This is a genomic window from Rhizobacter sp. P2_H2, assembly GCF_056403375.1.
Genome location: NZ_JBFUFP010000877.1, coordinates 1 through 2,350, shown reverse-complemented (window position 1 = coordinate 2,350; position 2,350 = coordinate 1). Strand labels below are relative to the sequence as shown.

The 2,350-nt window shown below is 67.6% G+C and carries 2 protein-coding genes; both read right to left on the bottom strand.

Annotated features, from left to right (window positions below):
- Nucleotides 1–84: 84 nt before the first annotated feature.
- Nucleotides 85–1,260, bottom strand: a complete 1,176-nt coding sequence (locus AC1D15_RS27635) for an acetyl-CoA C-acyltransferase (RefSeq protein ID WP_477828522.1) — start codon at nucleotides 1,258–1,260, stop codon at nucleotides 85–87.
- Nucleotides 1,261–1,275: 15 nt separating this feature from the next.
- The coding region (locus tag AC1D15_RS27630; protein ID WP_477828521.1) for a 3-hydroxyacyl-CoA dehydrogenase at nucleotides 1,276–2,350 on the bottom strand (1,075 nt) is incomplete at its 5' end.

Genomic DNA, 2,350 nt, shown 5'->3' with positions numbered 1-2,350 from the left:
GCGCAGGGCAGTCCTCGCCCCGCCAGGGGCGAGGACCGCACCCGACGGCGCGCCACAGCCTCCCCACCCGCGCCTGACACACGGTCACAGCACCTCGAACACCCCAGCCGCCCCCATCCCGCCACCGRTGCACATCGTGACGCAGACCCGCTTGGCCCCACGGCGCTTGCCCTCGATCAGTGCATGGCCGGTCAAGCGCTGACCACTGACGCCATACGGATGGCCGACAGCAATCGCGCCGCCGTTGACGTTCAAGCGGTCCATCGGAATTCCGAGCGTATCGGCGCAATACAGCACCTGCACCGCGAACGCTTCGTTCAGCTCCCACAGGTCGATGTCCTTCACGGACAACCCGAGGCGCTTCAGCACCTTCGGCACCGCGAACACCGGTCCGATGCCCATCTCGTCCGGCTCGCAACCCGCCACCGCGAAGCCGAGAAAACGCCCCAGCGGCTTCAGGTTGCGCTGCTGCGCCAGCGCCTCGCTCATTACGACGCAGGCGCCCGCGCCGTCGCTGAACTGGCTCGCATTGCCCGCCGCGATCAGCCCGCCCGGCAGCGCCGGCTTGATGCCCGCAATGCTCTCGGCCGTCGTGCCATAGCGCAGCCCTTCGTCGACGCTGATCGTCACTTCCTTGCTGCGCAGCCCCATCACCGGGTCGGCCACGCCCGCGGTCACCGTGACCGCCACGATCTCGTCGGTGAACTTGCCGGCATCCTGCGCCGCACAGGCCTTCTGCTGGCTCGCCGCCCCGTAGGCGTCCATCCGGTCGCGGCCGATCTTGTAGCGCTTGGCCACCTGCTCGGCCGTCTGCAGCATGCTCCAGTAGATCTCCGGCTTGTGCTCGCGCAACCACGGGTCGGCACCCATGTGCCGGTTGGCCTCGTTCTGCACGCACGAGATGCTCTCGACGCCGCCGGCCACGTACACGTCGCCCTCGCCGGCGATGATGCGCTGCGCGGCCATCGCGATGGTCTGCAGGCCGCTCGAACAGAAGCGGTTCACGGTCACGCCGCTGGTCGTGATGGGCAGGCCCGCGCGCAGCGCGATCTGCCGTGCGATGTTGCTGCCGGTCGCGCCCTCGGGCGTCGCGCAGCCCATGATCACGTCGTCGACCTCGGCCGGCGCGATGCCCGCGCGCTCGACGGCCGCCTTCACGGCGTGCCCGCCCAGCGTCGCGCCGTGCGTCATGTTGAAGGCGCCCTTCCAGCTCTTGGCCAGCGGCGTGCGGGCGGTGGAAACGATCACTGCATTGGTCATGGTGTGTGCCCCTGATCAGGAGAAAGTCTTGCCTTCGGCCACCAGGCGCGCCAGCAGCGGCGCCGGTTGCCAGAACGCGGCGTCGTCATGCGGGTTCTGCGCGAAGCGCTTCATCGCCGCGGCCACGTTGAACAGCCCGACGGTGTCGGCATAGCACATCGGGCCGCCGCGGTGCAGCGGGAAGCCGTAGCCGGTGAGGTAGACCATGTCGATGTCGCTCGCGCGCAGCGCGATCCCCTCCTCGACGATCTTCGCGCCCTCGTTCACCAGCGCATACACCAGCCGGTGCACGATCTCGTCATCGCTGATCTTGCGCGGCGTGATGCCCAGCTCGGCCCGGTGCTTCTCGATCATCCCGTCGACCAGCGCGCTCGGGATCGCATCGCGCTTGCCCGGCACATAGTCGTACCAGCCGGCACCGGTCTTCTGGCCGAAGCGGCCCATCTCGCACAGCAGGTCGGCAGTCTTGCTGTAGCGCAGGTCCGGCTTCTCCAGGTAGCGCCGCTTGCGGATGTACCAGCCCACGTCGTTGCCCGCCAGGTCGCCCATGCGGAACGGGCCCATCGCGAAGCCGAACTTCTCGACGGCCTTGTCCACCTGCTGCGGCGTGCAGCCCTCTTCCAGCAGGAAGCCGGCCTGGCGCGAGTACTGCTCGATCATCCGGTTGCCGATGAAGCCGTCGCACACGCCCGACACCACGCAGGTCTTCCTGATCTTCTTGCCCAGCGCCATCACGGTGGCCAGCACGTCCTTCGCGGTCTTCTCGCCGCGCACCACCTCCAGCAGCTTCATCACGTTGGCCGGGCTGAAGAAGTGCGTGCCGATCACGTCCTGCGGACGCTTCGTGAACGACGCGATCTTGTTGACGTCCAGCGTCGAGGTGTTGCTCGCGAGGATCGCGCCCGGCTTCATCACCTCGTCCAGCGTCTTGAAGACCTGCTCCTTCACGCCGATGTCCTCGAACACCGCCTCGATCACCATGTCGGCGTCCTTCAGGTCGGCATAGTTCAGCGTCGTGCTCAGCAAGGCCATGCGGGCATCGAGCTTGTCCTGCTTCAGCTTGCCCTTCTTGACCTGCGCGTCGTAGTTC